The organism is Stenotrophomonas sp. STEN023 (genome assembly GCF_056760135.1).
The window spans coordinates 34,500-41,024 of record NZ_JBRREF010000043.1 but is presented as its reverse complement, the minus strand read 5'-3'; the positions used below and the strand labels follow the sequence as shown (position 1 = coordinate 41,024).

Genomic DNA, 6,525 nt, shown 5'->3' with positions numbered 1-6,525 from the left:
ATGCTCGGCTGGGGCTTCACCGGTAAGGCCTCTGCCGAGCATGGCTCGGCACTACAGGTGAAGCTTAGACCCGGCGCAGTTCCCAGGCGCGGTGGATGCGGGCGTTGCGCTCGAAATCCGGGCCGATGGTCTGTGCGGAAATCTCGCGGCAGTTGGCAAACTCGGCGACCGCGTTCTCGTCCAGCTTGAAGCGACGGAAGTTGTTGGAGAAATACAGCACGCCGTCAGAGGTCAACCGATCCATCGCTGCCCGCAACAGGCGCACGTGCTCGCGCTGGATGTCAAAGTCCTCGGCGCGTGCCGAGTTGGAGAAGGTCGGCGGATCGCAGAAGATCACGTCGTAACGGTTCTTCTCCGCCTCCAGCCAGGTCATCGCGTCGCCCTGCACCAACGTGTGCTGGCTGCCACCCTTGCCGTTGAGCGCGAGGTTGTCGGCGCACCACTGCAGATAGGTACCGGACAGGTCCACACTGGTGGTCGAGCTTGCCCCGGCAACGGCGGCTTCCACGCTGGCCACGCCGGTGTAGCAGAACAGGTTGAGGAAGCGCTTGCCACGGGCTTCCTGCGCCATATGCGTGCGCAGCGGGCGGTGGTCGAGGAACAGGCCGGTGTCCAGGTAATCGAACAGATTGACCCGCAGCAGCGCGTCGTTCTCGCGCACCAGGATGAACTCGCCGCGCTGTTCGAAGCGGCCGTACTTGCTGCCGCCCTTGCCACGCTCACGCGACTTCAGCGCTACCTGCTCGGCCGGCACCTGGAATACTTCGCGGGCAGCAGCGAGCAGCTCGTTGCGGCGACGGCGTACGTCCACATCCGGAATGGTGGCCGGTGCGGCGTATTCCTGCACATGCAGGAAGGTGCGGTTCTTGCCGCCGTCTTCGCGGTAGACGTCGATGGCCGCCGCGTATTCCGGCAGATCGGCGTCGTAGGCGCGGAAGCAGGTAATGCCTTCGCGGTTCAGCCAGTTCTTGAATTTCTTGAGGTTCTTGCGCAGGCGGTTGGCCACCATCTGCGCGCCTTCGCTGAGCTCGCGCGGCTGGCCGGCGTTCTCGCGCTCAGGCACGGCAATCGGATCACAGACGATCAGCGCGCACTCGATGGCACCGTTGAACATCTGGTATTTCTTGCTCGCGCGCAGGCCGGTGGCGAACGCCAGATCGGCGCTGCCGCACAGCAGGCTTGCACGCCAGGTCGGCACCGCGCGCTTGAGTGCGTCGCCGATACGGCGGTACAGCACGGTATCGGCGGCCAAACGCTCGTCGTACGGCGGGTTGCAGACCACGCAGCCGGTTTCCTGCGGCGGCACCTGCACATCGGCGACGTCACGCACGCCGAACCAGATCGCCTCGCTGACGCCGGCCACTTCGGCATTTTCCTTGGCCGCACGGATGGCCTGCGGATCGATATCGCTACCGTGGATGACCTGCTTGAGCGCAGCACGACCAGCCTGCTCGCGCTCGCGCGCTTCGGCCATCAGTTCCTTCCACTGCGCCTGGTCGAAACCGCGCCAGCGGCTCGGCGGGATGCTGCCATGGCGCTGCAGGCCCGGCGCCACGTCGGCGGCCATCAGGGCGCCTTCGATCAGCAAGGTGCCGCTGCCACACATCGGGTCGAGCAGACCACCGCCTTCGGCGTGGATCTTCGGCCAGTTGGCGCGCAGCAGCACGGCAGCAGCCAGGTTTTCCTTCAGCGGCGCGTCGTTCTGCGCCATGCGCCAGCCGCGACGGTGCATCGGACCACCGCCCAGGTCGATGGAGATGGTTGCCCTGCCCTTGCGCAGCGACAGGTTGATGCGCACGTCCGGGAACTCGACGTTCACCGATGGCCGTTCCATGCCCTGGTCACGCAGGCTGTCGACCACGCCGTCCTTGACCCGCTGCGCGGCAAAGCGCGCATGGGTGATGGCGGTACCGGACACGTGCGCGTCCACCGACAAGGTCAACTCCGGAGTGATGTGCTGGTCCCACGGCATCGCCGCAACACCTTGGTACAGCGAGTTCTCATCCGGGCACTCGAATTCCTGCAGCGGCCACAGCACCCGGCTGGCCAGGCGCGACCACAGCACCACGCGCTGCGCATCGCGCAGTTCGCCCTCGGCATTGACGCCGGAGATGGTGGCGGTCGCCCGCGGCAGGCCCATCGCCAGCAGTTCGTCGGCGAGCAGGTATTCAAGGCCCTTGGCGCAGGAAACAAAGAAATTCACGGGAGATATCAACTTTCAGAAAGGGAATCAGGCCAGCCAGACGGGCAGGCGCGGTGGCCAGCCCCGGGGCATCCAGGGGCTCTATTGTAGGCAGTTGCCCGCCGCGCCGTCGGATTCAGCCGACGGCCGCGTTCACAAACCGCGCAGCAAGGCCTCAAAGGCCTGGCAGGAGGCATCCACATGGCGCATCAGGCGGTGACCGTCATTGACCAGCAGCAGCCGCGCTTTGCGCTCGGCGGCCCAGGCGATGACATCGGCAGCCGGGATCAGCTCATCGTTCCAGGCATGGACCACGCTGATCGGCACCGCCGCGGCGTCCAGCGCCGGCATCGGCCCCATCGTGGTCGGCGGCACCATCAGGAACAGCCCGGCTACCGGCACCTGCAGCGAAGTGATCGCCGAGATGTAGGCGCCAAGGCTCGACCCGGCCAGCACCAGCGGGCCATGAGCAGCCTTTTCGGCCGCCCGCTCGATCAGCCGCTGCAGCCGTGCCGGCACGTCGCCAACCCGGCTGATCTCGTGTTTGGCGTCCAGATCGGTGTAATCCGGGCGTTCGTGACTCCAGCCCAGGCGTTCGGCCACATCAGCCAGCGCGGTGACCTTGGTGGCGTCCGGCCCGCTCTCGAAGCCGTGCGACAGAATGCAGTGGCCGCGGCTCATGGCTGGCGGCAAGACGTGGGGGAATTCATGCGTGAATGCTAGCATCCACGCATGCACCTGCCGCCTCCCATCATTGCCAAGCCGCTGCCCTACGAACATCAGTTGGCGCAGCGCAAGCTCACCGACATCGATCTGGTGGTGATCCACTGCACCGAACTGCCGGACCTGGCCACAGCGCGCGAGTACGGCGAGCGTGCGCTCTACGACAACGGCAGCGGCAACAGCGGCCACTATTACATCGACCGCGACGGCAGCATCCAGCAATACATCGCGCTGGATCGCGTCGCCCACCACGTGCGCGGCATCAATCCGCGCTCGATCGGCATCGAGCTGGTCAACCGTGGACGCTGGCCGGACTGGTTCGACTCCAACAACCAGTCCATGAGCGAGCCCTACCCCGAAGCGCAGATCGCGGCGCTGGTGCGGTTGCTGGAATGGCTGCCGCAAGCCGTGCCGTCACTGCGCCATATCGCCGGTCATGAGCAGCTGGACACGGCCCAGGAAACGGCCAGTGACGACCCGCAGATACGCGTGCAGCGCAAGCTCGATCCGGGCCCGATGTTCCCGTGGGAACTGGTGCTGCGCGCCATCAATCTGCAACGCATGCCCGACTGAGCGTCCCTATATCCGCTTATTGCGGCAGGTACTGGAATTTCTCGCCTGCCGTTACCGCAAGGTCGAGTCGATTGATGGCCGGCGCAATCGGGCACACCACATGTGGAGTGAACGCGCACGGCGGGTTCTCGGCGCGATTGAAGTCCAGCTGCACCACGCCGTCCTTGGGCAGCCCGGCATACAGGTAACGTGCGCCGCCATAGGTTTCGCGGCCGCTGGTGCGGTCGGAGAACAGGAAGAACAGCCGCCGCGATTCCGGTGCACCCTCATCCAGCACTGGCTGCAGCCGGTAACTGCGTCCATCAATCTCGAACACTGCCTCGCCTGGCCCCATGGCTGGCAATGGTGCCAGGCGAGGTCAGCAGCACCGCCTGCTTGGGCGCCGGGAATGGATTCCATTTGGCACGGATGTTCCATTCCGGGCCAACCGGGAAGTGCTCGATCGCGGTGAATGCCAAGCGCCGTGGCGATTGCGGATCACGGTAGCGCCAGCCAAGGATGCTGCCAGTGCGCACCAGATAAAACTCGGACTGACCAACCTGCACGCGACTGGCCTCATTGACATGGGCAACCCCGGCAATCAATTCCGCACGCTGCAGGGGCTGACCATTCAGCATCGCGCCCGCGCGTGTGCTGGCATCGATGCTGGCCTGGCCATCCTTGCCCACCTGCAGGAAACCCAGCTCGCCGGGACCTGCAGGCAAGACGATGTCGTTTGTGGCCGCGCTTCCCACCCGGTAGGCGCCGGCCTTGAGCCGGCCCGAACCGGTATAGCTGAGCCAGCCATCCGGCGAGCGCAGGCTGCTCAGACGCTGTGCGCGCCACTGCTCGACGTCACGCAGGTATTGGCGATCGGCAGCCGCGGACACACCGCTGCCTGGCGCATTGCATGCACCAACAGCTACCGTCAACAGCGCTACGCCCAGCCATTTCGATAAATGCACGCTTCCCCCGAAGCCGCCTTCCCATCAGCACCGCGCCCAATGCACGACGCCGTCGTTGCTCAGCCGGTAGCGACAGGCCGCCGCTCATCGCTGGACCAGCCACTCCAGGAATCACTGAACACACGCACCCCTTGCAGCCCGGCGTGTGCAAATGCCAATGCCAGATGACAAGCCGTCACGCCCGAGCCGCACATCACCGCCACCTGTTCGGGTGGCTGCCCCGCAAGAAGCGGCAGCAGCTCAGCGTGCAGCTCCTGCGCAGGGCGGAAACGGCCTTGATGCAGGTTCATGCCGAACGGCCGGTTGAGCGCACCCGGCACATGCCCGGCAACCCGATCCAGCGGTTCAACCTCGCCGCGGTAGCGCTCAGCGGCGCGCGCATCCAGCAGCCACGCGGGGCTCTGCAACAGACGCGACTGCACTTCGTCGGCACTGACCACCTGGGCCATATCAAACTGGCCCGGGTACGCTGGCAACGGTGTCGTATCCACCGGGCCGGCCTCAAGCGCATGGCCGGCGGCCTGCCAGGCAGCCAAGCCGCCATCCAGCACCGCAACCTTCTGGTGCCCGATCAGACGTAGCAACCACCACAAGCGCGCCGCCGCCATGCTGCCGTCGGCTGCGTCGTACACCACCACCTGGGTATCCGCATCGATTCCCCAGCGACCCAGCGTCGCGGCAAATGCCGCGCTGTCCGGCAATGGATGGCGACCATGCCCCTGCTTGCGCATGTCCGACAGGTCCCGCTCCAGGTCCGCATGCACCGCACCGGGAATGTGTCCTGCCGCATGTTGCACCGTACCGGCTTGTTTGTCGGCCAGCGAAGCACGCGCATCCATCACCCGCAACGCGGTACTTGCGGTCGCGCGCGCATCAACCACGCGCATCTGCGGCTGCACCAGCGCAGCGGCCAACGCCTCGACATCGACCACGGTGGTCCACGAAACCCCGTTCTGGCTCATGCCACCTGCTCCAATCGTCGACGAAGGTTGTAGAGGATGGCTGCGGTCGCGCCCCATATGCGCTGCCCCGGCCAGCTGTATTCCATGACATGACGGATACGCCCGCCGTGCTCGATCTCGACCTGGCGCAGGTTGGCCGGGTCCATCAGATAGTCCAGCGGCACTTCGAACACCTCGGCTACCTCACCCGGTTCGGGCCGCGCGATGAAGGCCGGGTCCACCACCGCCACCACCGGGGTGACCCGGAAGCCGGTGATGGTAATGAACGGATCCAGATAGCCCAACGCCAGCACCTGGCTGCGCGCCAGTGCGATCTCCTCGTCGCTCTCACGCAAGGCCGCCGCCAGTGGGTTGCGATCAATGGTCTCGATACGCCCGCCCGGAAAGCCAACCTGGCCACCATGGTTGCGCAGCGCTTCCGTACGCCGGGTAAGGATCACCTGCGTACCCTGCGCACGCGGCACCAGTCCGGCCAGCACCGCAGCCTCAACCGGTGGCCCCGGTGGCAGCAGGTCTTCCAGCTCGGAACGGTTCCAGCCCACGCCGGTCGGGGTCTGGGTCAGGGGCATCAAAGCCTGCTGCAGTCGCTCACGGCCCCGCAGTTGATCAGCAAACGCAACCGCCTGCCGTGCGCGCCGTGGCAGTTCCTGCGCCATCACCCGTCGCCGCTCGTCCTCACTCATGCGCATCCACCCGCCAATTTCGGTGCCACTTCGCCAGCAACCACGGCAATAGCCCTGCTCATCAAGCGCGCAGATGCCAATGCAGGGGGTGGAGATGACACGAGCAGGTGCATCCATCAATTCAGACATCACGCTAGCGTAGCGCGACCCGAACCCCTCGGACCAGCGCCCAGGCGTTGGTAACGCTGGATTTGCCTTGCCACGATGGCAATGTTGCCACTGTGAACGCCCCCAATTCAGCTGCGTCAGCAATCCGACACCCAATTTTATTTTGTGATGCCAATCAAATTGTGGTTGAGCGCAGGTTCAGACAAGGGCACACTCCAGATGCCGACAGGGGGCACACGAATCATCCGATGCGCGGGACGCGCGTTCGATCAGCGTGGCTGTTCGACACCTGCCTCGCCTGCATACGGATGGAGCCTTATCGCTTTTCACTCTGTAAGCGGAGCCCGGAA

General features: G+C 65.4%; 5 protein-coding genes and 1 pseudogene. 1 reads left to right on the top strand and 5 read right to left on the bottom strand.

The features are described 5' to 3' along the window. Positions 1–64 precede the first annotated feature (64 nt). Positions 65–2,203, bottom strand: a complete 2,139-nt coding sequence (rlmKL, locus tag ACVOLV_RS13240; RefSeq protein WP_481554803.1) for a bifunctional 23S rRNA (guanine(2069)-N(7))-methyltransferase RlmK/23S rRNA (guanine(2445)-N(2))-methyltransferase RlmL — start codon at positions 2,201–2,203, stop codon at positions 65–67. 132 nt (positions 2,204–2,335) lie between these two features. Further along, on the bottom strand, positions 2,336–2,863 hold the full coding sequence (locus ACVOLV_RS13235; protein WP_481554802.1) for a hypothetical protein: 528 nt from the start codon (positions 2,861–2,863) through the stop codon (positions 2,336–2,338). 51 nt (positions 2,864–2,914) lie between these two features. Between ACVOLV_RS13235 and ACVOLV_RS13230 the strand changes: the two genes are divergently transcribed. After that, positions 2,915–3,478 carry an N-acetylmuramoyl-L-alanine amidase gene (locus ACVOLV_RS13230; RefSeq protein ID WP_481554801.1) on the top strand — a complete coding sequence of 188 codons (564 nt, stop codon included), beginning with the start codon at positions 2,915–2,917 and terminating at the stop codon, positions 3,476–3,478. Between the two features lie 16 nt (positions 3,479–3,494). On the opposite strand, the pseudogene ACVOLV_RS13225 reads toward ACVOLV_RS13230, so the two are convergent. The 3 genes and pseudogenes from ACVOLV_RS13225 to ACVOLV_RS13215 form a co-directional block, all read right to left on the bottom strand. After that, positions 3,495–4,404: pseudogene (locus ACVOLV_RS13225) on the bottom strand (DUF1684 domain-containing protein). A gap of 77 nt (positions 4,405–4,481) precedes the next feature. Continuing rightward, positions 4,482–5,384 carry a sulfurtransferase gene (locus ACVOLV_RS13220; RefSeq protein WP_481554800.1) on the bottom strand — a complete coding sequence of 301 codons (903 nt, stop codon included), beginning with the start codon at positions 5,382–5,384 and terminating at the stop codon, positions 4,482–4,484. Further along, positions 5,381–6,184 carry an NUDIX hydrolase gene (locus tag ACVOLV_RS13215; RefSeq protein ID WP_481554806.1) on the bottom strand — a complete coding sequence of 268 codons (804 nt, stop codon included), beginning with the start codon at positions 6,182–6,184 and terminating at the stop codon, positions 5,381–5,383. Before ACVOLV_RS13215 ends, ACVOLV_RS13220 begins: the two co-directional genes overlap by 4 nt. Positions 6,185–6,525: the final 341 nt, after the last annotated feature.

Coding starts and splice junctions, on each gene's coding strand:
- ACVOLV_RS13235 (WP_481554802.1), bottom strand. CDS start 2,863: ATGAGCCGCGGCCACTGCATTCTGTCGCACGGCTTCGAGAGCGGGCCG.
- ACVOLV_RS13230 (WP_481554801.1), top strand. CDS start 2,915: ATGCACCTGCCGCCTCCCATCATTGCCAAGCCGCTGCCCTACGAACAT.
- ACVOLV_RS13220 (WP_481554800.1), bottom strand. CDS start 5,384: ATGAGCCAGAACGGGGTTTCGTGGACCACCGTGGTCGATGTCGAGGCG.
- ACVOLV_RS13215 (WP_481554806.1), bottom strand. CDS start 6,184: ATGGATGCACCTGCTCGTGTCATCTCCACCCCCTGCATTGGCATCTGC.